Genomic DNA, 26874 nt, shown 5'->3' with positions numbered 1-26874 from the left:
CCTCCGGCTTCCGATTCCTCCATCGCCTGAAGGCGACGGCCCCCTCAGGAGGCTCTGATGGCAAACGAAGACAAGCTCCGGGGCTACCTGAAGCGGGTCACGGCCGACCTGCACCAGACCAGGCAGCAACTGCGAGAGATCGAGGGCAGGGAGCACGAGCCGATCGCGATCGTCGGCATGAGCTGCCGCTACCCCGGCGGGGTCACCTCGCCCGAGGAGCTGTGGCGGCTCGTCGACGGCGGCGGCGACGCGATCTCCGAGTTCCCCACCGACCGGGGCTGGAGCGAGAACCTCTACCACCCCGACCCCGACAACCCCGGCACGACCACGGCGCGCAAGGGCGGCTTCGTCTACGACGCCGCCGACTTCGACGCCGGCTTCTTCGCCATCTCCCCGCGCGAGGCGTTCGGGACCGACCCGCAGCAGCGGATGTTCCTGGAGTCGTGCTGGGAGGCGTTCGAACGCGCCGGCATCGACCCGGCCTCGGTACGCGGCAGCCGCACCGGCGTCTACGCCGGCGTCATGTACCACGACTACTTCCGGGCCGAGGCGCTCGGCAGCGTCATCTCCGGTCGCGTCTCGTACGCGCTCGGCCTGGAGGGGCCGGCGGTCTCCATCGACACGGCCTGCTCCTCGTCCCTGGTGGCCCTGCACCTCGCCGTCCAGGCGCTGCGCCGCGGCGAGTGCTCGCTGGCGCTGGCCGGCGGCGTCACCGTCATGGCCACCCCCAACACGTTCATCGAGTTCTCGCAGCAGCGCGGACTGTCCGCCGACGGCCGGTGCAAGTCGTTCGCCGACTCCGCCGACGGCACAGGCTGGAGCGAGGGCGTGGGCGTGCTGCTGGTCGAGCGGCTGTCGGACGCCCAGCGCAACGGCCACCAGGTGCTGGCCGTCATCCGGGGCAGCGCGGTCAACCAGGACGGCGCCAGCAACGGCCTGTCCGCCCCGAACGGGCCCTCCCAGGTCCGGGTGATCCGGCAGGCGCTGGCCAACGCGGGACTGTCGGCCTCCCAGGTCGACGCCGTCGAAGCACACGGCACCGGCACGACCCTGGGCGACCCGATCGAGGCGCAGGCGCTCATCACCGCGTACGGGCAGGACCGTGACGGCGGCCGGCCGCTCTGGCTGGGCTCGCTCAAGTCGAACATCGGCCACGCGCAGGCCGCCGCGGGCGTCGGCGGCGTGATCAAGATGGTGATGGCCCTGCGGAACGCCACGCTGCCGCGCACGCTGCACGTGGACGAGCCGTCCACGCACGTCGACTGGTCGGCCGGCGCGGTCGAGCTGCTCACCGAGGGCCGGGAATGGGAGCGGGACGAGGCGCCCCGACGCGCCGCCGTCTCCGCGTTCGGCTTCAGCGGCACCAACGCCCACCTGATCATCGAGGAGGCGCCGGCCGAGGACGAGCAGGAGGCCGCCGGGCTCGCCCTGCCGCTGGTGCCGTGGGCGGTCTCCGCCCGCGACCGGCAGGCGCTCGCCGCGCAGGCGGAGAGGCTGGCCGGCTGGCTGGACGAGCGGCCGGACCTGCGCCCCGCCGACGTGGGCTGGTCGCTCGCCACCGGCCGGGCCTCGCTGGACCAGCGCGCGGTCATCGTGGGGGAGAGCAGGGACGAGCTCATGGCCGGGCTCCTGGCCCTCGCCGGCGGCTCCGCCGCGCCGGGAACCGTCACCGGCGCCGGGGCGGGCGGCAAGGTCGCCTTCCTGTTCGCCGGCCAGGGCAGCCAGCGGGTCGGCATGGGCGCCGCGCTGGCCGAGACGTTCCCCGTGTTCGCCGACGCGCTGGAGGACGTCTGCAAGGTCCTCGACCCGCTGCTGCCGCACCCCATCAGGGACGTGATGTTCACCGACCCCGACGGCGTGCTGGACGAGACGGGCATGACCCAGCCCGCGCTGTTCGCCTTCGAGGTGGCGCTGTACCGGCTGCTGACCTCGCTGGGCGTCGAGGCCGACGTGCTCGCCGGGCACTCGGTCGGCGAGATCGCCGCCGCCCACGTGGCGGGCGTGCTCTCGCTCCCCGACGCCTGCACGCTGGTCGCCGCCCGCGCCCGGCTCATGCAGGCCCTGCCCGCGGGCGGCGCCATGCTCGCCGTCGCCGCACCCGAGGAGGACGTGCTGCCGCTGCTGGAGGGCCGCGCCGGCCGGACCGGCATCGCCGCCGTCAACGCGCCGGGCGCGGTTGTCGTCTCCGGCTCCGAGGCGGACATCGACGAGATCGCCGAAGCGCTCGCCGGGCGGCAGGTGCGCACCCGGCGGCTGCGCGTCTCCCACGCCTTCCACTCGCCGCTGGTCGAGCCGATGCTGGAGGAGTTCGGGCAGGTCGCCGGGTCGCTCACGTACCACGAGCCCGCCATCCCCGTCATCTCCGACGTCACCGGCAGGAAGGCGGAGGCCGGGCAGCTCACCGACGCCCGCTACTGGGTCGACCACGTACGCCAGGCGGTCCGCTTCGCCGACGCCGTCACCGCCGCCCGCGCCGGCGGCGCCACGGTGTTCGTGGAGATCGGCCCCGACGGGACCCTGACCAGCCTGGCCAGGCAGACACTCGACGGCGACGACGCCGCGGCCTTCGTCACCGCCGCGCGCAAGGACCGCGACGAGGCCCGCGCCTTCGCGGAGGCGCTCGGCCACCTGCACTGCCGGGGCGTCACCGTCGACTGGAACGCCTACTTCGCCGACGCCTGCCCCCGGCGTGTCGACCTGCCCACGTACGCCTTCCAGCGCAAGCGTTTCTGGTACATGCCGGGCACCGGCGCGGCGGAGCAGCCGGCCGTGGACTCCGTCGACCCCGAGTTCTGGGCGGCGGTCGAGCGGGAGGACGTGGCCGCCCTCGCCGCCACGCTCGGCATCGAGGACGGCTCCCCGCTGGCCGCGATCCTGCCGGCGCTGTCATCCTGGCGGCGGCGCAGGCGCGACCAGGACGTGCTCGACTCCTGGCGCTACCGCGTCACCTGGGCGCCCCTCACCGTTCCCGGCGGGAAACCGCCCGCGCTGTCCGGCACGTGGCGCGTCGTCGTCCCGGCCGGCAGGACCCCGGACGGGGACGCAGGCAGCGACGCGGACGACGCGGTGAGCTGCGTCGTCGACGCGCTCGAACGGCACGGGGCCCGGTGCGTGACGGTCCGTGCCGCCGGCAGGGAGGACCTCGCCGCGCTGCTGCGCGAGGACGACCAGCCGGCCGGCGTGCTGTCCCTCTTCTGCGGCCCGGCCGAGACGCTCGCGCTGATGCAGGCCATGGACGACGCCGGCGTGGACGCGCCGCTCTGGGTCGCCACCGACGGCGCCGAGAGCGTCAGCCGGGTCGACCTGCTGCGCGACCCCGAACAGGCCGCGGTCGCCGGGCTCGCCCGCGTCTTCGGCCTGGAGCACCCTGGCCGCTGGGGCGGCCACGTCGACCTGCCGGAGACGATCGACCAGCGGGTGGCGGCCCGCCTGGTGGCCGTGCTCGCCGGCATCGAGGACGAGGACCAGGTGGCCGTCCGCGCCTCCGGTGTCTTCGCCCGCAGGCTCACCAGGGCGCCCAGAACGGGCACCGGCCCCGCCGAGGGCTGGCGGCCGCGCGGCAGCGCACTGATCACCGGCGGCACCGGCGGCCTCGGCGCGCACGTCGCGCGCTGGCTCGCCGGCGGCGGCGCCGGGCACCTGGTGCTCACCAGCCGGCGCGGCGCCGACGCGCCGGGAGCCGCCGAACTGGTGTCCGAGCTGGAAGAGCTCGGCGCGCGGGTGACCGTGGCCAAGTGCGACGTGGCCGACGGCGACGCGCTCGCCGCACTCGTACGCGAGGTCGAGGACGGTGGCGACACCATCCGGTCGGTCTTCCACACGGCGGGCGTGCCCCACATCCAGACGATCACCGGGCTCACGCCGGACGAGCTGGTCCGGGCAACCCAGGCCAAGATCACCGGAGCGGCCAACCTGGACCGGATCCTCACCGTCCCGCTCGACGCCTTCGTGCTCTTCTCCTCCGGCGCCGGCATCTGGGGCGGCGCGCACAACGGCGCCTACGCCGCCGGCAACGCCTACCTCGACGCGCTCGCCGCGCACCGCCGCGGCCGCGGCCTCGCCGGCACGGCCGTGGCCTGGGGCTTCTGGGACGCCGCGGGCGGCGGCATGACCACCCTCCTCGACGAGGAGGACGCCCGCAGGACCGGCGTCGCGTTCATGGATCCCGCGATGGCCATCGACGGCCTGCGGCAGGCGCTCGACGACGGCGAGGGCAACCTCGTCATCGCCGACGTCGACTGGGCGCGCTTCACCCCCGTCTTCACCGCCTCCCGGCCGCGCCCCCTGCTCGACGGCGTACCCGAGGCCCTCGCGGTCCGCGAGAACGAGACGGAGACCACCACCGAGTCCTCGGAACTGCGCGCCCGCCTCCTGCCGATGAGCGACGAGGACCGCGAGCGCCTGCTGGTGGAGCAGGTGCGCGAGCAGGTGGCCGCCGTGCTCGGGTACGCCCCCGCCGAGGTGGAGGTGGACCGGGCCTTCAAGGACCTCGGCTTCGACTCGGTCACGGCGGTCGAGCTGCGCGGCCGGCTCAACGCCGCACTCGGCGTCCGGCTGCCCGCGACCGTGATCTTCGACTACCCGAACGTCAAGGTGCTCGCGAGCCTGGTCCGCGACGAGCTGCTCGGCACGCAGGCCGAGATCGTGCCCGCGAGCGGAGCGGGCGGCCCCGTCGCCGACGACCCGATCGTGATCGTCGGGATGGCCTGCCGGCTGCCCGGCGGCGTGCACAACGCCGACGACCTGTGGCGGCTGGTCTTCGAGGGCAGGGACGCCATCTCCCCGCTCCCCGACAACCGCGGCTGGGACGTCGAGGGCATCTACGACCCCGACCCGGACGCGCCGCTCGCCTCGTACACGCAGGACGGCGGATTCGTGTACGACGCGGGCGAGTTCGACCCGGCGTTCTTCGGGATCTCGCCGCGTGAGGCCCTGGCCATGGACCCGCAGCAGCGGCTCCTCCTCGAAGCCTCGTGGGAGGCCATCGAGCACGGCAGGATCGCCCCCGCCTCGCTGCGCGGCACCCGTACCGGCGTGTTCGTGGGCGCCGCCTACGAGGAGTACGGCCGCAACTCCGACCAGATCCCGCTGGAATCGGTGGGGCACCTCGTCACCGGCACGCTCAGCAGCATCGTGTCCGGACGGGTCGCCTACACGCTGGGCCTCGAAGGTCCGGCCGTGACGGTCGACACCGCCTGCTCGTCGTCGCTGGTGGCGCTGCACCTGGCCGTGCAGGCGCTGCGGAACGGCGACTGCGACCTCGCGCTGGCCGGTGGCGTGACGGTGATGTGCAGCCCTGTCGGGTTCATCGGGTTCAGCCTGCAGGGCGCGCTCGCCAGGGACGGCAGGTGCAAGTCCTTCGCCGGCGCGGCGGACGGCTTCGGCCTGTCGGAAGGCGTCGGGATGTTGCTGGTGGAGCGCCTGTCGGATGCCGAGCGGCTGGGGCATCGGGTGCTCGCCGTGGTGCGGGGCAGTGCGGTGAATCAGGACGGTGCGAGTAATGGTCTGACGGCGCCGAATGGTCCGTCTCAGCAGCGGGTGATTCGGCAGGCGTTGGCGAATTCCGGTCTGTCGGCGGCTGAGGTGGATGTGGTGGAGGCGCATGGCACGGGGACGACGTTGGGTGATCCGATCGAGGCGCAGGCGGTTATCGCGACGTATGGGCAGGACCGGCGGGAGCCGTTGTGGTTGGGGTCGGTGAAGTCGAACATCGGTCATACGCAGGCGGCTGCGGGTGTGGCTGGTGTGATCAAGATGGTGATGGCGCTGCGTCATGGGGTGTTGCCGAAGACGTTGCACGTGGATGAGCCGTCGCCGCACGTGGACTGGTCGGCCGGCGCGGTCGAGCTCCTGACCGAGCCGCAGCCGTGGCAGCAGAACGGGCACGCCCGCCGCGCGGCCGTCTCGTCGTTCGGGATCAGCGGCACCAACGCCCACGTGATCATCGAGCAGGGGCCCGCCACGGAGCAGGAACCTGAGCCGGTGAGTGGGCCGGTGAGTGGGCCGGTGAGTGAGCCGGTGGATGGGGTGCCGGTGGTGCCGTGGGTGGTGTCGGGTCGTAGTGCGGAGGCGTTGCGGGCTCAGGCGGGCCGGTTGGCTGATGCGGTGGCCGGTGAGTGGGCCGGTGCGGGCGCTGGTGCGCGGCCGGTGGATGTGGCGCATTCGCTGGCGGTTACGCGGTCGGTGTTCGATCACCGTGCGGTGGTGGTGGGCGCTGATCGGGATGAGCTGATAGCCGGGCTGCGTGAGCTGGCCGATGGCGCCGTCTCGGGTGTGGTGCAGGGCGTCGCCGGTGGTGGTGGCAAGTCGGTGTTCGTCTTCCCTGGCCAGGGGTCGCAGTGGCTGGGGATGGGTGTGGAGTTGCTGGACGCCTCGCCGGTGTTCGGGGCACGGATGGCCGAGTGTGAGGCGGCGCTGGCTCCGTTCGTGGACTGGTCGTTGACGGGTGTGTTGCGTGGCGAGGACGGCCAGCCTGGTCTTGACCGGGTGGATGTGGTGCAGCCGGTGTTGTGGGCGGTGATGGTCTCTTTGGCGGAGGTGTGGCGGTCGCTGGGGGTTGTTCCGGCTGCGGTGATCGGGCATTCGCAGGGGGAGATCGCGGCTGCGGTGGTGGCGGGTGCGTTGTCGCTGGAGGACGGCGCTCGGGTGGTGGCGCTGCGTAGCCAGGCGATCGTGGCGCTGGCCGGGCGCGGCGGCATGGCGTCGGTGGCGCTCGGCTCCGCGGAGGTGGGTGAGCTGCTGTCCCGCTGGGAGGGCCGGCTGTCGGTTGCGGCGGTGAACGGTCCCGCTTCGACGGTGGTGTCGGGTGATGTGGACGCCATCGACGAGCTGCTGGCGCATTGCGAGGCGGAGGGGGTGCGGGCCAGGCGGATCGAGGTGGATTACGCCTCGCATTCGGCGCATGTGGAGGCCATCGAGGGGGAGCTGGCCCGGTTGCTGGCTCCGGTGACGCCCCGTGAGGCCGACGTGGCGTGGTACTCGACGGTGCGGCGGGAGTGGTTGTCCGGGGGCGAGGTGGATGCCTCGTACTGGTATGAGAACCTGCGGCGGACGGTGTGGTTGGAGCCGTCGGTGGGTGCGCTGGCGGAGCAGGGCTTCGGGGTTTTTGTTGAGGTCAGCGCGCATCCGGTGTTGACGATGGCGGTGCAGGAGACGGTTGAGCGTGCGGGCGGGGAGGTGGTGGTGTGTGGCACGTTGCGGCGTGATGATGGTGGTCTTGCCCGGGTGTGGTCGAGTGCGGCCGAGTTGTGGGTACGCGGCGTCGACGTCGACTGGCCGCAAACCTACGCCGAGTCCGGCCCGCGGATCATCGACCTGCCCACCTACGCCTTCCAACACCAGCACTTCTGGCTGGAGGAGCGCACCGTCGTCGCGGGCGACGTCGGCGCGGCCGGGCTCGGCGCCGCCGGACACCCCCTCCTCGGCGCGGCCGTCTCGCTGGCCGACGCCGACGGAGTGCTGCTCACCGGAAGGTTGTCGCTCAGGACCCACCCGTGGCTGGCCGACCACAAGGTCAACGGGCAGGTGCTGCTGCCCGGCACGGCATTCGTCGACCTGGCCATCCGGGCAGGCGACGAGGCCGGCTGCGGCCTCCTCGAAGAGCTGACCATCCAGGCGCCCCTCATCGTCCCCGAACGCGGCGCCGTCCAGCTGCAGCTGGCCGTGGGCGCCGCCGGTGAGGACGGGCGGCGGCAGCTCACCGTGCACAGCCGGCCCGACGGCGGGACCGCCGACGACCCGTGGACCTGCCACGCCACCGGCGTGCTCGCCCCGGTGACCGCGCCACCGCCCGCGCAGGAGACGGCCGCATGGCCGCCCGAAGGCGCGCAGCCGCTCCCGCTGGACGGCATGTACGGCTGGCTCGGCGAGGTCGGCCTGGGCTACGGACCGATCTTCCAGGGGCTCAAGGCCGTCTGGCGGCGCGACGAGGAGCTGTTCGCCGAGGTCGCCCTGCCGGACGACACCGGCACCGGCGGGTTCGGGCTGCACCCCGCGCTGCTCGACGCCGCCCTGCACGCCGTCGCGCTCAACGCGGCCACCGCGGAGGACGGGCCGCGCATGCCGTTCGCCTGGACCGGCGTGCGGCTGCACGCGACGGGCGCCGCGTCGATCCGCGTACGGCTCACGCCCCGCGACGCCGACCGCGTGGCGCTGGCCGTCACCGACACCACCGGCGTCCCTGTCGCCGACGTGGACTCGCTGATCCTGCGCCCCCTGCCCGCCGAACTCGGCACGCCGGCGCGAGTCGCGGACGACGACGCGCTCTACACGCTCGAATGGGCGCCCGTCCCCACCGGCGAACCCGCGGGGGAGCAGCGGTGGGCGGTCGTCGGCGACCCGTCGGCCCTGGCGGTGCCGGGTGCCGCCCCGCAGGCGCCCGACACCCTCACCGACCTGACTGCCACCGGGTCCGTGGCCGAGTTCACTGCCACCGGGTCCGTGGCCGACCTGATCGCCGGCGGGCAGGTGCCCGACTGGGTGGCCGTACCGCTGGAGGGCGGGCACGGCGGCGAACTGGCGGCGGCGGTGCACGACCGGACCTGCCACGTGCTCGACCTGCTGCGGACGTGGCTGGCCGACGAGGACCACCCGGCGTCCAGGCTCGTCCTCATCACCCACGGCGCGGTCGGCGCCACCGCGGACGACGAGGTGGCGGACCTGGTCAACGCCGCGGTCTGGGGCCTGGTCAGGTCCGCGCAGTCGGAGACCCCCGAACGGGTCGTCATCGCCGACCTCGACCGCGACCCGGAGTCGTACCGTGCGCTGCCCGCCGCGCTCGCGACGGGGGAGACCCAGCTCGCGATCAGGAAGGGCACCGCGTACGCGCCCCGCCTGGGCCGTCCGGGCAGCGGCGGCGCGCTCGTCCCGCCCGCCGGGGCGGCGAACTGGCGGCTGGACGTGACCAGCCGCGGCACGGTCGACGACCTCGACCTGATGCCCGCGCCCGTCGCGCCGCTCGCCCCCGGCCAGGTGCGCATCAGCACCCAGGCCATGGGGTTGAACTTCCGCGACGTGCTGATCGCCCTGGACATGTACCCGGGCGACGCGCCCATGGGCGGCGAGGGCGCCGGCGTCGTCATCGAAGTGGCGGACGACGTCACCGCGTTCGCGCCGGGAGACCGGGTGATGGGCATCATCGACGGGTTCGCCCAGCAGGCGGTCGCCGACCACCGGATGCTCGCCCGCATCCCCGGCGACTGGTCGTACGCGCAGGCCGCGTCCGTGCCGATCGCCTTCGTCACCGCCTACCACGCCCTGGTGGACCTGGCCGGTCTCAGGGCCGGCGAGTCGCTGCTCGTGCACGCCGCCGCCGGCGGTGTCGGCATGGCCGCGGTGCAGCTCGCCCACCACCTGGGCGCCGAGGTGTACGGCACCGCGAGCGAGCCCAAGTGGCCCGCGGTACGCGAGCTGGGAGTCCCGGCGGAGCGCATCGCCTCCTCCAGGACGCTGGAGTTCGCGCGGACCTTCGAGGCGGGCGTGGACGTCGTGCTCAACTCCCTCGCTGGAGAGTTCGTGGACGCCTCGCTCGGCCTGCTGCGGCCCGGCGGGCGCTTCATCGAGATGGGCAAGACGGACGTGCGCGACCCCGACGGCCTGCCCGGAGTTCGTTACCAGAACTTCGACCTCACCCTGCTCGACCCGTCCAGGACCGGCGAGATCCTGGCGGAGATCGCCGAGCTGTTCGAGCGCGGCGCGCTCCGCCTGCCGCCGCTGCGGACCTGGGACGTGCGCCGCGCCCCCGAGGCGTTCCGGCACGTCGCCCAGGCCCGCCACATCGGCAAGGTCGTGCTGACCGCGCCGCCCGCGTTCGACCCCGACGGCACCGTGCTCGTCACCGGCGGGACCGGCGCGCTCGGCGCCATGGCCGCCCGGCGCCTGGTCACCGAGCACGGCGTCCGGCACCTGGTGCTGGCCGGCCGGCGTGGCCCCGCCGCCGACGGCGCGGCGGCGCTGGAGGAGGAGCTGACCGGGCTGGGCGCCGCCGTACGGATCGTCGCCTGCGACGCCGCCGACCGCGACGCCCTGGCCGGACTGCTCGCGGCGATCCCCGCCGAGCACCCGCTCACCGGGGTCGTCAGCACGGCGGGAGTGCTCGACGACGGCATGATCTCCTCGCTCACCCCGGAACGGGTCGCGGCCGTGCTGCGCCCGAAGGTGGACGCGGCCGTGAACCTGCACGAGCTGACCGAGCACCTCGACCTGGCCCAGTTCGTCCTGTACTCGGGCGCGGCCGGCGTGCTCGGCAGCCCGGGGCAGGGCAACTACGCGGCGGCGAACACGTTCCTGGACGCGCTCGCCCAGCACCGCCGGGCCCGCGGCCTGGCCGCGACGTCCCTGGCCTGGGGCCTGTGGACGCCGCAGAGCGGCAGCGGCATGACCGGGCACCTCGACGAGGCCGACCTGGGCAGGCTCAGCCGGTCCGGCATGGGAGCACTCGGCGTCGACCAGGGCCTGGAGCTGCTCGACCGGGCACTGGGCGTGGACGAGGCGGCGCTCGTACCGATCAACCTCGATCTCGCCGTCCTGCGCGCGGGAGCGGCCAAGGGCTTCGGGCACCCGATGTTCCGCGGCCTGGTCCGCATCGCCACCCGCCGCGCGGTGGTGGCGGCCGAGGCGCCGCAGGCCGACTCGCTCACCGACCGGCTGGCCGCCCTTCCCGACGACGACCGGCTGCCGATGCTGCTCGACCTGGTACGCGGCCACGTCGCCGCGGTGCTCGGCTTCCCTGGGCCCGAGGCGGTCGAACCGGCGCGGGCGTTCAAGGAGATCGGGTTCGACTCGCTGACGGCCGTGGAGCTGCGCAACCGCCTGAAGACGGTCACCGGGTTGCGGCTGCCGGCCTCGCTGGTGTTCGACTACCCGAACTCCGCCGCGCTCGCCGGGCACCTGCTGGAGGAGCTGGCGCCGCCGGCCCACAGCGCCGAGCAGCAGATCCTGGCGGAGCTCGACCGGATCGAGGCCAGGCTGGCCGTCATGGCGGCCGGCTGCGCCACCGCAGGGGAGATCACCTCCCGGCTCGAACAGCTGGCCTTCTCGTGGAAGGAACGGCACCACGAGGCCGACACCGCCGCGGAGGACGTGGCGGGCCAGCTCAGCTCGGCGACCGCCGACGAGATCATCAACTTCATCGACAGCGAACTCGGACTCTCCTGAGCAGGCGTCACCGACGGCTAGGAAGGCAACAGCATGGCGACAGAGGAACAGCTCGTCGAATATCTCAAGCGGGTGACGACCGAGCTCCACGACAGCAAGAAGCGGCTGCAGGCGGCCGAGGACAAGGACCACGAGCCGATCGCCATCGTCGGCATCGGATGCCGCTACCCCGGGGAGATCGAGAGCCCCGAGGACCTGTGGCGGATCGTGTCGGGCGGGACCGACGCCATCTCCGGGCTGCCCGACGACCGCGGCTGGGACCTGGAGTCGATGTACAACCCCGACCCTGACGCGTTCGGCACCTCGTACGTCCGCGAGGGCGGCTTCGTGAAGGACGTCACGGCGTTCGACCCGGCGTTCTTCGGCATCTCCCCGCGCGAGGCGCAGGCGATGGACCCGCAGCAGCGGCTGCTGCTGGAGACGTCGTGGGAGGCGATCGAGCGGGCCGGCATCGACCCGGCGGCCCTGCACGGCAGCAGGACCGGCGTGTTCGTGGGGGCCAACAGCTCCGAGTTCCTCACGCTGATGACGCAGGCGCCGCCCGAGCTGCAGGGTTACCTGATGACCGGCGTCGCCACCAGCGTGGTGTCGGGCCGCATCTCGTACACGCTGGGCCTGGAGGGGCCGGCCGTCACGATCGACACGGCCTGCTCGTCGTCGCTGGTGGCGCTGCACCTGGCGGTACGGGCGCTGCGCAACGGCGACTGCTCCCTGGCGCTGGCCGGAGCGGTCACCGTGCTGTCGTCGCCCGGCACGTTCATCGGCTTCAGCCGGGTGCGCGCGCTGGCCAGGGACGGCCGCTCCAAGGCGTTCGCCGCCGCCGCGGACGGCATGGCGCTCGCCGAGGGCGCGGGCGTCCTCCTGGTCGAGCGCCTGTCGGACGCCCGCCGCAACGGCCACCCGGTGCTGGCCGTCGTCCGCGGCTCGGCGATCAACCAGGACGGCGCCAGCAACGGGCTCACGGCACCGAACGGCCCGTCGCAGCAGCGGGTCATCCGCGCCGCGCTCGCCGACGCGAGGCTCGCGCCCGTCCAGGTGGACGCCGTGGAGGCGCACGGCACGGGCACCGAGCTGGGCGACCCGATCGAGGCGCAGGCGCTCATCGCCACCTACGGCCAGGACCGGCCGGACGAGCGCCCGCTCTGGCTCGGGTCGGTGAAGACCAACATCGGCCACGCGCAGGCCGCCGCCGGCGCCGCGGGCGTCATCAAGATGGTGATGGCGCTGCGCAACGGCGTGCTGCCCGCGACCCTGCACGCGGAGGAGCGCTCGGAGCACATCGACTGGTCGAAGGGCGCGGTGGAGCTCCTGACGGACGCCCGCCCGTGGCCCGCCGGGGCGGAGCCGCGCAGGGCCGGCGTGTCGTCGTTCGGCATGAGCGGCACCAACGCGCACGTGATCATCGAGGAGGCGCCGGCCCCGCCGGCCGCCGCGCCGCCGGCCGAGGACGGGTCGCGCCAGGAGCCTCCCGCGGTCCCCTGGCTGCTGTCGGGGCGCGGCGCGGAGAGCCTGCGGCGGCAGGCCGGGCGGCTGTCCGCGTGGACGCGCTCCCGTCCCGGCGAGAGCCCCGCCGACGTCGGCTGGTCGCTGCTGACGGGCCGGACGGCCTTCGACCACCGCGCGGTGGTGGTGGGCGCCGGCCAGGACGAGCTGCTGGCCGGTCTGGACGGCCTGGCGGACGGCGTGCCGGTGCCCGACGTGGTGCAGGGTGTCGCCGGTGGTGGCGGCAAGTCGGTGTTCGTGTTCCCTGGTCAGGGGTCGCAGTGGCTCGGTATGGGTGTGGAGTTGCTGGAGTGTTCGCCGGTGTTCGCGGCGCGGATGGCTGAGTGTGAGGCGGTGCTGGCTCGGTTTGTGGATTGGTCGTTGGCGGGTGTGTTGCGGGGTGAGGACGGCCAGCCTGGTTTTGACCGGGTGGATGTGGTGCAGCCGGTGTTGTGGGCGGTGATGGTGTCGCTTGCGGAGGTGTGGCGGTCTGTCGGTGTGGTTCCGGCGGCGGTGGTCGGGCATTCGCAGGGGGAGATCGCGGCTGCGGTGGTGGCGGGGGCGTTGTCGTTGGAGGACGGCGCTCGGGTGGTGGCGTTGCGTAGTCAGGCGATCGTGGCTTTGGCTGGGCGTGGTGGTATGGCGTCGGTGCCGCTCGGCTCGGGTGAGGTGGGTGAGCTGCTGGCGCGTTGGGACGGCCGGTTGTCGGTTGCTGCTGTGAATGGTCCTGCTTCGACGGTGGTGTCGGGCGATGTGGATGCGATCGATGAGCTGCTGGCTCGTTGTGAGGGGGAGGGGGTGCGGGCCAAGCGGATCGAGGTGGATTATGCCTCGCATTCGGCGCATGTGGAGGCCATTGAGGAGGAGCTGGCGCGGTTGCTGGCTCCGGTGAGGCCGCGTGAGGCGGGGGTGGCGTGGTATTCGACGGTGCGGCGGGGGTGGTTGGCCGGAACCGAGGTCGATGCCGCGTACTGGTATGAGAATTTGCGGCAGACGGTGTGGTTCGCTCCGGCGGTGAGTGCTCTGGCGGAGGCGGGTCACCGGTTCTTCGTGGAGGCCAGTGCGCATCCGGTGTTGCAGATCGGCATGCGGGAGACGTTGGAGGAGTCGGGTGGCGAGGCGGTGTCTGTCGGCACGCTGCGCCGCGACGACGGCGGCCTGCGCCGGTTGTGGTCCAGCGCGGCCGAGTTGTGGGTGCGCGGCGTGGACGTCGACTGGGCCCAGGCCTACGCCCCCGCGCGTCCCCGCCGGGTCGACCTGCCCACCTACGCCTTCGAGCGGGAGCCGTACTGGCCGAAGAACATCCAGTCGAACGCCGACCTCACCCAGCTCGGCATGGGCCAGGCCGGGCACCCCCTGCTGGCGGCCACCGTGTCGCTGGCCGACGGCGAAGGCGTGCTGCTCACCGGCCGGCTGTCGCTGAAGACCCACCCGTGGCTGGCCGACCACATGGTCAGCGGGCAGGTGCTGCTGCCCGGCACCGCCTTCGTGGAGCTGGCCGTCAGGGCCGGCGACGAGGCCGGCTGCGACCTGCTGGAGGAGCTGACCCTGCAGGCCCCGCTGGTCCTGCCCGAGCGCGGCGGCGTCCAGGTGCAGGTGGCCGTCGGCGCGCCCGACGAGGACGGGCGGCGGGCGCTGACCATCCACTCCAGGCTCGACGACGAGCCGTGGACCCGGCACGCCACCGGCTTCCTCGCCAGGGACACCGGGGCGGCCGCCTTCGCAGAGGCGTCGTGGCCGCCCGCCGGAGCGACCGCCGTCGGCGCCGACGGCGTGTACGAGCTGCTGTCGGGCATCGGCGTCGACTACGGCCCCGCCTTCCGCGGCGTGCGGGCCGTGTGGCGGCGCGACCGGGAGCTGTTCGCCGAGGTCGCCCTGCCGGAAGGCACCGAGGCCGGCGGCTTCGGGCTGCACCCGGCGCTGCTCGACGCGGCGCTGCAGCCGCTCGCCGTGGGCGACTTCTTCCCCGCCCAGGCCACCGGCGGGCCCGTGCTGCCGTTCGCCTGGACCGGCGTGCGCCTGGCCGCCACCGGAGCCGCCACGCTGCGGGTCCGGCTCGCGCCCGAGGGCTCCAACGCGGTGCGGATCGAGGTCGCCGACGCCACCGGCGCGCCCGTCGCCTCCGTGGACTCGCTGGTCGTCCGCGCGATGGCCGCCGCCGACCTCAAGGCCGCCACCGACCCGCTGCGTGACGCCCTGTTCGCCCTCGACTGGGTGCCCGCAGGCCCGGCCGCCGGCCCGGTCACCGGGCACGACGGCGCCCGGTACGCGATCGTCGGCGGCGACGGCACCCGGCTCACGGCCGCGCTCGAAGCGGCGGGAGCCCAGGTGAGCGCCCTCGACCTGGACGGCGCCACGCCGCACCTGGCGTTCCTGGTGTGCGCTCCCGACCCCGGAGCCGATCCGGCGGCGGGAGCCCGCAACGCGACCGGCGAGGTGCTGGCCGCAGCCCAGGCGTGGCTCGCCGAGGAGCGGTACGCCGACGTGCCCCTCGTCATCGTCACCCAGGGCACGATGGCTCAGGGCGGCGACCTGCCGGTCGCCGCGGTGTGGGGGCTGATCCGTTCGGCGCAGTCGGAGAACCCGGGCCGTTTCGTCCTGCTCGACCTCGACGGCACGGACGAGTCGTGGCAGGCGCTGCCCGCCGCGGTCGCGTCCGGCGAACCCCAGATCGCGCTCGCCGGGGGCGAGGCCCTGGTGCCGCGACTGTCCCGGCAGCGTGCCAACGCACCCGCGGAAGCAGGGGCGGGCTCCGAGGCACCCGTGGACACGCGACCGGCCGCCGCCTCGTGGGACCCCGACGGGACCGTACTGATCACCGGCGGCACCGGCACCCTCGGCGGGATCGTCGCCCGCCACCTGGTGAGCGAGCACGGCGTCCGCCATCTGCTGCTGATCAGCCGCCGCGGCCCCGCCGCGGAAGGCGCGGCCGAGTTGATGTCGGAGCTGACCGCGCTCGGCGCCGACGTCACCGTCACCTCCTGCGACGCCTCCGACCGGCAGGCGCTGGCGGACGTGCTGGCCGGCATCCCCACCGAGCATCCGCTGACCGGCGTCGTGCACACCGCCGGCGCCCTGGACGACGGCGTGCTGTCCGCGCTGACGCCCGAGCGGATCGACACCGTGCTGCGGGCCAAGGCCGACGCCGTGCTGAACCTGCACGAGCTGACCGAGGACCTGCCGCTGACCGCGTTCGTGCTGTTCTCCTCGGCGGCCGGCGTCTTCGGCGGGCCGGGCCAGGGCAACTACGCGGCGGCCAACGCGTTCGTCGACGCCCTCGCCGAGCGGCGCGGAAGGCTCGGCCTGCCCGCGCTGTCGTTGGCGTGGGGCCTGTGGGAGCAGGACAGCGGGCTCACCGGGACGCTCAGCGAGACCGACAGGGCGCGGCTGGCCCGCACCGGGGTCGCGCCGCTGTCCACCGCCGACGGGCTCGCGCTGCTGGACGCCGCCTGCGCCGCGGACCGGGCGGCGCTGGTGCCGATCCGGCTGGAGTTCGCCGCGCTGCGGATGGCGGCCCAGTTCGGGGCGCTCCCCACGATCCTGCAGGAACTGGTCCCCACGTCGAAGCGGCGGGTGGTGGGCAACGACCCGGCCGCCGCGTCGGAGCTGCGCGAGCGCCTGGCCCGCATGCCGGAGTCCGAGCACGCCAGGGTGCTGCTCGACCTCGTGCTCGGCCAGGTGGCGACCGTTCTCGGCTACCGGGACCCCAGCGCCGTCGAGCAGGACCGCCCGTTCAACGAGGCCGGGTTCGACTCGCTGACCGCCGTCGAATTCCGCAACCGCATGAACGCGGCCACCGGCCTGCGGCTGCCCGCCACCCTCGTCTTCGACTACCCGACACCCGCCGGCCTGGTCGAATATCTGCGGACCCGGCTGCTCGACGGGCCACGGTCGGCCGCCTCGGCCAGGACGCAGTCCGGCGAGGAGGAGCCGATCGTCATCGTCGGCATGAGCTGCCGGCTGCCCGGCGGCGTCACCGACCCGGACGGGTTGTGGAACCTGGTGGCCGAGGGCGGCGACGCGATGTCGATGTTCCCCGCCGACCGCAACTGGAACCTGGACGAGCTCTACCACCCGGACCCGGAGCACCCGGGCACCACGTACACCCGCGAGGGGGGCTTCGTCTACGACGCCACCACGTTCGACCCGGCGTTCTTCAGCATCTCGCCGCGCGAGGCCGTGGCCATGGATCCCCAGCAGCGGCTGCTGCTCGAGGGCTCGTGGGAGGCGATGGAGAACGCCGGCATCGACCCGGGCACGCTGCGCGGCAGCCGGACCGGCGTGTACGTCGGCCTGATGTACCACGACTACGGCTTCCACCTGCAGAACCCGACGAGCGACCTGGAGGGCCTGGTCGGCACCGGCATCTCGGCGGGCGTCGCCTCCGGCCGCGTGTCGTACACCTTCGGCTTCGAGGGCCCGTCGGTCACCATCGACACGGCCTGCTCGTCGTCGCTGGTGGCCCTGCACATGGCGATCCAGGCGCTGCGGCGCGGCGAGTGCTCGCTCGCCCTGGCCGGCGGCGTCACCGTGCTCTCCACGCCCAGCGTGTTCGTCGACTTCAGCCGCCAGCGCGGCCTCGCCCCCGACGGCCGCTGCAAGTCGTTCGCCACGGGCGCCGACGGCACCGGCTGGGCGGAGGGCGTGGGCCTGCTGCTGGTCGAGCGGCTCTCGGACGCCCGGCGCAACGGCCACCCGATCCTGGCCGTGGTGCGCGGCACCGCGATCAACCAGGACGGCGCCAGCTACGGCCTGACCGCGCCCAACGGCCCTTCGCAGCAGCGGCTCATCGAGGAGGCGCTGGCCGACGCGCGGCTGACCACCGCCGACGTCGACGCCGTCGAGGGCCACGGCACCGGCACCACGCTGGGCGACCCGATCGAGGCGCAGGCCGTCGTCGCGACGTACGGTCAGGACCGCCCGGAGGACCGGCCGCTCTGGCTCGGCTCGGTGAAGTCGAACCTCGGCCACACCCAGGCCGCGGCCGGCGTCGCGGGCATCATCAAGATGGTGATGGCCATGCGGCACGGCGTGCTGCCGCGGACGCTGCACGTGGACGAGCCCACCACCCACGTCGCGTGGGACGCGGGCGCGGTCAAGGTGCTCACCGAGGCCGTCCCGTGGCCGGAGACGGGCAGGCCGCGCCGCGCGGGCGTCTCCTCGTTCGGCATCAGCGGCACCAACGCCCACGTCATCATCGAGCAGGCCCCGGAGCGGGACGAACCCGCCGAGGCCGAGGAGACCCCGCGCCCGGTCATCCCGTGGGTGTTGTCGGCCAAGAGCGCGGAGGCGCTGAAGGCGCAGGCCCGCAGGCTCCGCGACCACCTGGGCGCCGACCGGCGGGCCGCGGACGTCGCCTGGTCGCTGGCCACGACGCGGGCCTCGTTCAAGCGGCGGACGGTCGTCCTGGGCGCCACCCGCGACGAGCTCGTCGCCGGGCTGGAGTCCGCGCTCGCCGGCACTCCCGCCGACAACGTGATCACCGGCTCGGCCGCCCGTGGACGGACGGCGTACCTCTTCACCGGCCAGGGCAGCCAGCGGCCGGGCATGGGAGAGGAGCTGTACGCGGCCTACCCCGAGTACGCCGCGGCCTTCGACGAGGTCTGCGCCCGCTTCGACCGGCACCTCGACCGGCCCCTGCGCGAGGTCATCACCGGCGACGCCGACCTGCTCGCCCAGACCCGGTACACCCAGGCCGCGCTGTTCGCCGTCGAGGTCGCCCTGTTCCGCTGCCTGGAGGCGTGGGGCGTGCGGCCCGACTTCCTGGCCGGACACTCGATCGGCGAGATCGCCGCCGCGCACGTCGCCGGCGTGTTGTCGCTGGACGACGCGGTCACGCTCGTGGCCGCCAGGGGCGGCCTCATGCAGGCGCTGCCGCCCGGCGGCGCCATGGTCTCGGTGCGCGGCGCGACCGAGGAGGACGTGCTGCCGCTGCTGGCCGGGCACGAGGAGCGCGTCGGCATCGCCTCCGTCAACGGCCCCTCGTCGCTGGTCCTGTCCGGCGACGAGGCGAGCGTGCTGGAGCTGGCCGAGCGGCTGGCCTCGCGCGGCTGCAAGACCAGGCGGCTGACCGTCAGCCACGCGTTCCACTCGCCGCTGATGGAGCCGGCGATCGAGGAGTTCGTGAACGTCGCCCGCGGGCTGGCCTTCCAGCCGCCGGAGATCCCCGTCGTCTCCAACGTCACCGGCGAGCTCGCCACCGTCGAGGAGCTGACCTCGCCGGAGTACTGGGCCCGCCACCTGCGCCAGGCCGTGCGCTTCTGCGACGGCGTACGGACCCTGCGCGACCAGGGCGTGTCCACCTTCATCGAGCTCGGCCCCGACGCGGTGCTGTCCGCCATGGTGAAGGACTGCCTGGACGGCTGGACCGGGGTGGCCGCTCCGGCGCTGCGCCGCGACCGGGCCGAGACCGGCACCCTGATCGAGGCCCTGGCCCAGGCGTACACGCACGGGGTCGGCGTCGACTGGGCCGCCGTGATCGGCTCAGGGCGGGCCGTGCCGCTGCCCACCTACCCCTTCCAGCGCCAGCGGTACTGGCCCGACCCTCCTCGCCAGGAGGAGGACGTACGGCCCGACCAGGGGCTCTGGGACGCCGTCGGCCGCGACGACCTCGACGGCCTGCTCGCGGTGCTCGGCCTGGAGAGCGGCGCCACGGTCGCCGACCTGCTGCCCGCGCTGGCCCGGCTGCGCGGCCAGGACGGCGCCGGCCACGGGGACGTGCGTTACCAGCTCGGCTGGCGCCCCCTCACGGACCTGCCCGCCCCCGCGCTCTCCGGTACCTGGCTGGTGGTGGGGGACGACGCCGCACCGGTGGAGGCACTGGCAGCGGGGCTGGCCGCCCACGGGGCGGACACGGTGGTGCTGCCCCAGACGCCCGGCTCTTCCGGCGGAGGCGCGGCTGACACCGTCGTGCTGCCTGGTACCTCCGACGGTGGCGTGGCGGGCATCGTGTGCCTGCTGCCGGACGGCGTGCGGGCTCCGGCGGTCCCCGAGGGTTCGGCGCCGGTCTGGTTCCTCACCCGCGGCGCGATCCAGGTGGTGCCGTCCGACCGCGTGGCCGGACCCGAGACGGCCGCGGACTGGGGCGGCCTCCGGAGCGCGGCCGGCGAGGGGCTGCTGCGGCGCGGCGGGCTGATCGATCTGCCGGTCAGGCTCGACGACCAGGCCATCCGCCGGTTGTGCGGGGTCCTGTCCGGGCTGACGGGCGAGGCCGAGGTGGCCGTACGCTCCGGCGGGGTCTTCGCCCGCAGGCTGCGGCCCGCGCCGCCGCGCGGCACCCCGGTCGGTCGCGAGTGGCGGCCCGGCGGCACGGTCCTGCTGGCGGGCCACCTCGACGAGACCGCCACGGAACTGGCCAGATGGGCCGCCCGCAACGGCGCGGAACGGGTCGTCCTCACCGAACCGGCCGCCGGCCTCGAAGGCGAGCCGGGCGTGACCGTCCTCACCGGACCGGCCGCCGGCCCTCCGGGGGAGCCGGGCATGACCGGCCTCGCCGCGGCCGCGGGTGTCCTGAACCCGACCGGCGCGGTGAACGGGCATGCGGGCGCCGGAGGGGTGTCGGCGGTCGTGTGCACGACGGCGGAGGCGGCTCGCGTGCTGGACGAGCCGGCCAGAGCCGCCGGCGTGGGAATCTTCGTCATGCTGGCCCCCGCGCGGGCCGCCTGGGGCGGGGACGGCGCCGAGGCGTACGAGTTCTTCGCCGCGCTGGCGGACGAGCGGCTGGCCGCGGGACAGCCCGCGCTGGCCGTGGCCGCCGGGCTGAAGGAGCCCGGGGACGCGGCGTCGGCCATCCGCCACGCGCTGCACCAGGGCGACAGGACGCTCGTGCTCGCCGACACCGACTGGGCCGCGCTCAACGCGTCCGGCCACGTCCGGCTGCTGGAGGAGATCCCGCAGGCGGCCGGGGAGGATGACGGCTCCGGCGAGGCCGTCGACGACGCGGCGGCCTTCCGCCGGCTGCTGTCCGGCAGTCCGGCCGAGGAGCACCGGGACATCGTGCTCGGCGTGGTGCGCGGCGAGGCGGCGGCGATCCTGCAGCTGCCCATGCCCGACGCGGTCGAGCAGGACGCGGAGTTCTTCGAGCTCGGCTTCTCCTCGATGGCCGCGGTGGAGCTGCGCAACCGGCTCGTCGAGCTGACCGGCATCGAGGTGGCGGCCGACGCGATCTACGACTACCCGACCCCGGCCGAGCTGGCCGAGCACCTGCTCGCCGAGGCCATGAGCTGAGCCATCCCGGCTGAGATCGCGGTCGGCCCGCGAGGCCCCCGCCGAGGAAAGGACGGACACGTGCTGGATGGATGCACCCCCTGGCCTGAGGAGTTCGCCGAGCGGTACCGTTCGGCCGGCTACTGGCGCGACGAGACGCTGGGCGAGCTCCTGCGCGGGCTGGCCCGCTCGTACCCCGGCAGGACCGCCCTCGTGGCGGGCGGGGAGCGGTGGAGCTATGCCGAGCTGGACGCCAGGACCGACCGGATGGCGGCCGGCCTGCACCGGATCGGCATCGGCGCCGACGACCGCGTGGTCGTGCAGCTGCCGAACATCCCGGAGCTGGTCACGCTGATGTTCGCGCTGTTCAGGATCGGCGCCCAGCCGGTCCTGGCGCTGCCGGCCCACCGCAGCAGCGAGATCACGTACTTCTGCGAGTTCACCGACGCGGTGGCGTACGTCATTCCCGACGTGCACGTCGGCTTCGACTACCGAGGGCTGGCCGCCGAGGTGACGGCGCGGGTGCCCACGCTCAAGCACGTGCTGGTCGCGGGGGATCCGGGGGACTTCGCCGCGCTTCCCCTGGACGGCGATCCGGTCGACCTGCCCAGGCCCGACCCCGCCGGCGTGGCGCTCTTCCTGCTGTCGGGCGGGACGACCGGCGTTCCCAAGCTGGTGCCGCGCGCCCACCAGGAATGGTCGTACAGCGGGCGCGCGGTGGCCGAGGCGTGCGACTACGGCGAGGAGACCGTTCACCTGGTGAGCCTGCCGCTGAGCCACAACTGGCCGCTGACCCACGGGCTGCTGGCCACCTTCCACGCGGCCGGGACCCTCGTGCTGGCCCCGGGCCCCAGCCCGGACGAGGCTTTCCCGCTCATCGAACGGGAAAGAGTGACCGAGACCGGGCTGATCCCTGGCGCGGCGCTGCTGTGGATGGAGGCGGCGGAGTGGGACGAGTACGACCTGTCCAGCCTGCGGCGGGTCACGATCGGCGGGACGAAGCTCCAGCCCGAGATGGCCCGCCGGGTGGAGCCCGCGCTGGGCTGCCGGCTCCAGCAGGCCTTCGGCATGGCCGAGGGGTTGTGCGGGTTCCACCGGTGGGACGACCCGCAGGACGTGGTCCTCGTCAGCCAGGGGCTGCCCGTCTCCCCGGCGGACGAGGTCCGGGTCGTGGACGAGGACGACAGCGACGTCGCTCCCGGCGAGGTGGGCCGGCTCCTGGCGCGCGGCCCGTACACGGTGCGGGGGTACTACCGGGCACCCGAGCACAACGCCAGGACGTTCACCGCAGACGGCTTCTACCGGACCGGAGACCTGGTACGGCTGCTGCCGACCGGGCATGTGATCTTCGAAGGACGCGTCAAGGACCAGATCAACAGGGGGGCGGAGAAGATCGCGGCCGAGGAGGTGGAGAACCACCTGCTCGCCCATCCAGGTGTCAGGGAGGTCGCCCTGGTCGGCCTGCCTGACGAGGTGCTCGGCGAGCGGACCTGCGCCTGCGTGGTGCCTCGCGGCACGGCGCCGACGCTGGCGGAGCTCGCCGCCTTCCTGCGCGACCGCGGTGTCGCGGCCTTCAAGTTCCCCGACCGCCTGGAGATCGTTCCCCGACTCCCGCTCACCCCGCTCGGCAAGGTCAGTAAGAAGACGCTCGCCGGCATGTTCCACTGACCCCACGCACGCAGAGGACGATCGCCGATGCACGTCGTAGACATCGACCTGCAGGGTTTCCGGGAAGTGCACGCCAAAGCGACCATCGAGGCGCGCAACAACGCGTGCCCCGCCCTGGCGATCTGGCGCCAGGACATCGGCCCCTTCGATCCGGCCGGGCTGCTCAGACCGCTGTTCGAGCGGTCCACGCGCACCTTCGTCTGGGTGTCGCCCGAAACCAGCGTCATCGCCATGGGCAGCGCCACGGACTTCACGCATTTCGGCCGCGACAGGTTCGCCGGCATCCGGCGCGGCTGGGAGAAGGCGGCCAGGACAGCCGTGGCCGACGGTCCCGGAGCGCGTGGCGTTCCTGCGCTGGTCGGCGGCTTCGCCTTCGCGCCGCGTCCCGGTTCGTTGCCGGAGGCCCTGATGTGGGTGCCGCGCGTGCTGATCACGCAGGACCGGGACGGCAGGGCCACGCTGGCGCTCAGCGTGTGCGTCGACCCGCGAGGCACCACGGCCGACGGTCCCGCGCGGACGGCCGCGGACGCCGCCGCCCTGCTCGGCTCCGCCGGGGTGCGGCCATGCCCCAGCCCGCAGCTCGCGGGCACGAACATGATCGAGGTCCCGTCGGCGTCGGAGTGGAAGGCGCTGGTCGCGCACACCGTCGAGCAGATCCGGCGCGGCCGGTTCGACAAGGCGGTGCTGGCCCGGCAGTTGCGGGTCACCTCGCCCTGCGGCTACGACCTGCCCTCGGTCATGGGGACGCTGCTCGACACGCAGCCGGGCAGCACCGCGTTCGCCGTGGCGGCGTACGGGCAGGCTTTTGTCGGCGCGACGCCGGAGCGGCTGGTCAGCCTGCGCGGCGGGCGGGCCGAGTCGATGAGCCTGGCGGCGTCCATGCCCCGCGGCGCGACCCCGGCGGAGGACGCGTGCCTGCGCGCGGCCCTGCTGGAGGACGACAAGTCCCGGCGCGAGCAGAAGATCGTCACCGCGACGTTGCGGCGCGCGTTCGAGCAGGTCTGCGGCACTGTCACGGTGCCGGACGAGCCGCACGTGCTCGACCTGCCCAACCTGCGGCACCTGCACACCCGCATCGTCGGCGAGGTAGCCGACCCGGAGTCGGCCAGCGTGCTCGACCTCGTCGAGCGGCTGCACCCGACGCCCGCCGTCGGCGGGCAGCCGCGGCGCGCGGCGCTCGAGTGGCTGGGCGAGGCCGAGCCCTTCGACCGCGGTTGGTACGCCGGCCCTGTCGGGTGGATGAACGACGACCAGGAGGGCGACTTCGCGGTGGCCATCCGCTCGGCCCACCTGGAGGAGGGCACCGCCACGTTGTACGCGGGGTGCGGGATCGTGGCGGGTTCCGACCCGGACGCGGAGCTTGAGGAGACCCGGTTGAAGTTCCGTCCCATGCTTAATGCCCTGGCGGTTCCTTTATCGGAAGGGGCACCCTATAGACGGGTCGAGTGCAAAGATCTTGACTGATGGTGTGGAAGCAGCGCTCCATCTCCCGTCTGTGAAGGGACTGGAAAAATGATCGAAATAACCGATTTGACCAAGCGTTATGGCAATAAGACGGCAGTGGATGGTTTGTCATTCAATGTCCATCCTGGGCGGGTCACCGGTTTTCTCGGACCCAACGGGGCGGGCAAATCGACCACCATGCGGGCGATCCTCGGCCTCGACCGTCCCCATGCCGGGAGCGTGACGGTCAACGGGCGCGCCTACGTCGGCCTGCCCCGGCCGATGCGCGAGGTGGGCGCCCTGCTCGACGCCCGTGCCGTGCACCCCCGGCGCACGGCACGCAACCACCTGCTCTGCATCGCCCAGACCAACGGGATCCCCGCCAAGCGCGTGGACGAGGTCCTGCAGGTGGTCGGGCTGGAGTCGGTGGCGCGCAAGCGCGCTGGAGGCTTCTCGCTGGGCATGGGGCAGCGGCTCGGCATCGCGGTGGCGCTGCTCGGAGACCCGAAGGTGCTGTTATTCGACGAACCCGTCAACGGGCTCGACCCCGAGGGCATCAAGTGGATCCGCGAGCTGATGCGCGGACTGGCCGCCGAGGGCCGCACCGTCCTCGTCTCCAGCCACCTGATGAGCGAGATGGCGCAGACCGCCGACCACCTCATCGTCATCGGCAAGGGAAAGCTGATCGCCGACATCGGGATCGCCGAGTTCATCCGGCAGGGCTCCAACGTGCTCGTACGCGCCGACGACCAGGAGCGGCTCGCCGCCAAGCTGACCGAGGCCGGCGGCACCGTGCTCCCCGGCGCCGACGGGGCGCTCATCGTCACCGGCCTGGAGGCCAGGGAAGTCGGCAAGGCCGCGCTCGACGCCAAGGTGGTGCTGACGGAGCTGACGCCGCAACGTTCCCTGGAACAGGCGTACATGGATCTGACCCGTGACAGCATCGAGTTCCAGGCGAGTGTGGCATGAGCGTGGCGTTCGCGGACACCGTCCGCTCCGAATGGACCAAGTTCCGGACGATCCCGTCCAACATCCCCACCATGCTGACCGCCGTCGCGCTCATGGTGTTCCCCGGCGCCCTGACCGCCAACGGCGCCAGCGAGAACTACCAGGCCGCCTCCGAGGCCACCAGGGCGGTGTTCGACCCCGCCTACATCAGCATGTACGGCGGGTTCCTGTTCGCCCAGATCACCGTGGGAGCGCTGGGCGTGCTCGTGGTGACCCACGAATACGCCACGGGCCTGATCCGCACCAGCACGACCGTGGTGCCGCGGCGCGGCCGGCTGCTGGGCGCCAAGGTGGCCACGTTCGCGCTGATCGCCCTGCTGATGGGCTGGGTGTCCAGCTTCGGCTCGTTCTTCCTCGGGCAGGCCGTGCTCGGCTCCGGCGGCGCCCCCACCGCCTCCCTCGGCGAGCCGGGCGTCCTGCGCGCCGTCGTCGGCATGGGGCTCCTCTGGGTGCTGGTCGGCCTGTCGGGCGTGGCGCTGGGCGGCCTGCTGCGCTCCACCATGAGCGCCACGACCGTGCTGGTCGCGGTCAACTTCATCATCCCGATCATCGGGCCCAGGCTGCTGCCCGACGGGGTCGGCGCCTGGGTGCAGACGTACTGGCCCATCCAGGCCGGCCTGCAGATCACCACCACCGTGCAGAACGCCGAGCGCATGCTCCCGTGGCCGGGGTTCGGGGTGATGGCCGCCTTCACCGCCGTGCTGCTGATCGCGGCGTTCGCCCTGTTCCGCTCCCGCGACGCCTGAGCCGCGTCCATTCCCGCGTCGCCTGAGCCGCTCCCGCTCCCGCCTCGCCTGAGCCGCCTCACCCGGCACCCGGCGCGCCACCCCGCGCGCCGGGTCCGCGGCATGCCCGCGCCCTCCCGCACTGGGGCCGACCGGCCGATTTAGTGGGCTGCTAGGGGTTACCCGCCTTATCCCGCCTCGCAAATACTGATGTCGCTTGACCGGGAAATCCTGGCGGGGAGGAGCGTTAAACAATGGCGCCGAATTTCGCGAACGGTCAGTGCCGGTCCTTTCGGGGCGACGGGCTGCCGGATCTGCTGGTACGTGACACGGAAACCGGCGAGCTCTTCGTTCACCCGCACAGCGGTGAGTTCAACGGGACCGATACGTTCCGCGCGCCGGTGAGGATCGGGGACGGATTCGGCTGGTGGCGTTTCTTCTTCGTCCGCGCCGTGGACGCGTCCGGCGACGGACGCGCCGACATATGCGCTTTCAGCACCAGCGAATACGACATCAATCCCGGCGAGAACGGCGAATTCGGTTTCTTCCTGCTGCGCAACCTCGGCGGGCCCGGCGAGATCGGCCCGTTCGCCGAACCGCTCCGCGTGTCCAGCAAGCGCGACGACGGCCGCGAATGGGAGACCATCGGCTTCGCCGACGTGACGGGCACCGGCACCGACGACACGTTCGGCCGGGGCAAGAACGCCGGCAACATCGACCTCTTCCCGCACCGCGACCAGGGCGTCGTCAGGAACGACACCTACGACAAGGAGCCGGTGCGGCTCGTCGACGTCGACGTCGACGACTTCCCCGTCGCGATGGCCGACTTCACCGGCAACGGCACGCCCGACCTCCTGGTCCGCCGCGCCAACGGCGACATGGACCTGTTCGAGTTCGCCGGCAAGCCGGGCACGACGGCCGAGGGCACGTGGTACACCGTCGCCCGCGGCTGGCAGGACATGCGCATCATGACGCTCACGGACATCGACCTCGACGGGCGGCCCGACCTGCTCGGCCTGCGCCCCGACGGCACGCTCGACGCGTACGCGCACTCCGGCGCCTTCAACCCCCAAGCTCCGCTCGACCTCTTTCGTGAGCCGGTGACCGTGGCCACCGGATTCGGCAAGTACGACGTCGTCAGCTGACCACGCAAGAGCGTTTCCCCGCCCTGTTCCCGCTCCGTCGGAAT

General features: G+C 73.5%; 7 protein-coding genes. All 7 read left to right on the top strand.

All coding sequences use genetic code 11. The annotated features are described in order from the left end of the window. Positions 1–57: 57 nt before the first annotated feature. The 7 genes from ACZ6SA_RS47745 to ACZ6SA_RS47715 all read left to right on the top strand — a co-directional run bounded on the left by ACZ6SA_RS47745 (position 58) and on the right by ACZ6SA_RS47715 (position 26830). Complete coding sequence (locus ACZ6SA_RS47745; RefSeq protein ID WP_465835992.1) at positions 58–11154, top strand: type I polyketide synthase; 11097 nt, start codon at positions 58–60, stop codon at positions 11152–11154. Positions 11155–11187: 33 nt separating this feature from the next. Further along, the gene (locus tag ACZ6SA_RS47740; protein ID WP_465835990.1) at positions 11188–20862 is read left to right on the top strand and encodes a type I polyketide synthase; all 9675 of its coding nucleotides are present in this window, start codon (positions 11188–11190) and stop codon (positions 20860–20862) included. Between the two features lie 60 nt (positions 20863–20922). Beyond that, complete coding sequence (locus ACZ6SA_RS47735; protein WP_347650451.1) at positions 20923–22509, top strand: (2,3-dihydroxybenzoyl)adenylate synthase; 1587 nt, start codon at positions 20923–20925, stop codon at positions 22507–22509. A 27-nt stretch (positions 22510–22536) separates the two neighbouring features. After that, entirely contained in the window at positions 22537–23973 is a 1437-nt protein-coding gene (locus ACZ6SA_RS47730) for an isochorismate synthase (RefSeq protein ID WP_347650450.1), read from the top strand. Between the two features lie 48 nt (positions 23974–24021). Continuing rightward, complete coding sequence (locus ACZ6SA_RS47725; RefSeq protein ID WP_347650449.1) at positions 24022–24921, top strand: ABC transporter ATP-binding protein; 900 nt, start codon at positions 24022–24024, stop codon at positions 24919–24921. After that, positions 24918–25706, top strand: coding sequence for an ABC transporter permease (locus ACZ6SA_RS47720; protein ID WP_347650448.1), 789 nt, complete (start codon positions 24918–24920; stop codon positions 25704–25706). The genes ACZ6SA_RS47725 and ACZ6SA_RS47720 overlap by 4 nt, the downstream gene beginning before the upstream one ends. 233 nt (positions 25707–25939) lie before the next feature. After that, entirely contained in the window at positions 25940–26830 is an 891-nt protein-coding gene (locus ACZ6SA_RS47715) for an FG-GAP repeat domain-containing protein (RefSeq protein WP_347650447.1), read from the top strand. The last annotated feature ends 44 nt before the right edge of the window (positions 26831–26874 follow it).

The organism is Nonomuraea sp. NPDC049378, assembly GCF_055586745.1.
The sequence above is the reverse complement of the archived record's forward strand: the minus strand, read 5'-3'. Positions and strand labels throughout refer to the sequence as shown.